This is a genomic window from Alkalibacterium sp. m-11 (assembly GCF_054658155.1).
Window position 1 is genome coordinate 1 of the sequence record NZ_BAAGIR010000515.1, and the last position, 255, is coordinate 255.

General features: G+C 45.1%; 1 protein-coding gene. It reads right to left on the reverse strand.

The features are described 5' to 3' along the window. Positions 1-184, reverse strand: a 184-nt coding sequence (locus tag ACYQ2O_RS13395) for a hypothetical protein (protein ID WP_459796848.1), incomplete at its 3' end; no start/stop codon positions are given. Positions 185-255 lie beyond the last annotated feature (71 nt).

Here is a 255-nt window from a genome sequence, read left to right on the forward strand (position 1 = left end):
AGACCCAGTCACGAATACCACCAGGCTTTACTCGCCACTCACTTCCATCGACTCGTTTTAAGGGCTCTTGACTAAGGCGTTCGTAGTACGCTTGTTGGCTGGCATCAGGAAAATCCTTGTTTAAGATTGGCGCAATCACTTGAAACTTCGCTAATGCCACTTCTTCACGCTGTTTTTCATTCATTTCTTTGTCTTCCTCTCTTATATAGACTACTGCCACCTTACTACAGTCGTCTGCTTTCCAGCAGAGGTAAA